The sequence below is a fragment of the Streptococcus pseudopneumoniae genome, from assembly GCF_001070815.1.
Lineage (GTDB): Bacteria > Bacillota > Bacilli > Lactobacillales > Streptococcaceae > Streptococcus > Streptococcus pseudopneumoniae_P.
This window is the reverse complement of the sequence record NZ_JVLX01000006.1, coordinates 1-243: the sequence shown is the minus strand read 5'-3', so window position 1 is coordinate 243 and position 243 is coordinate 1. Positions and strand designations below refer to the sequence as shown.

Genomic DNA, 243 nt, shown 5'->3' with positions numbered 1-243 from the left:
AGAGCGCACGCCTGATAAGCGTGAGGTCGGTGGTTCGAGTCCACTCGTGCCCATTAATAGGAGAATTACTCAAGAGGCTGAAGAGGACGGTTTGCTAAATCGTTAGGTCGGGTAACTGGCGCAAGGGTTCGAATCCCTTATTCTCCGTTTTTATGAGGGTTTATAACCCTCTTTTTTTATATTTTTAAGAGGCTCTTTGTCAACTGTAGTGGGTTGAATAAAAGCTAAAACCGAGAAAGGACA

At 44.4% G+C, this 243-nt stretch carries 1 tRNA gene; it reads left to right on the top strand.

Going from position 1 to position 243, the window contains the following annotated elements:
- Nucleotides 1-59: 59 nt before the first annotated feature.
- A tRNA-Ser gene (locus ADG81_RS00700) sits at nt 60-147 on the top strand.
- The last annotated feature ends 96 nt before the right edge of the window (nt 148-243 follow it).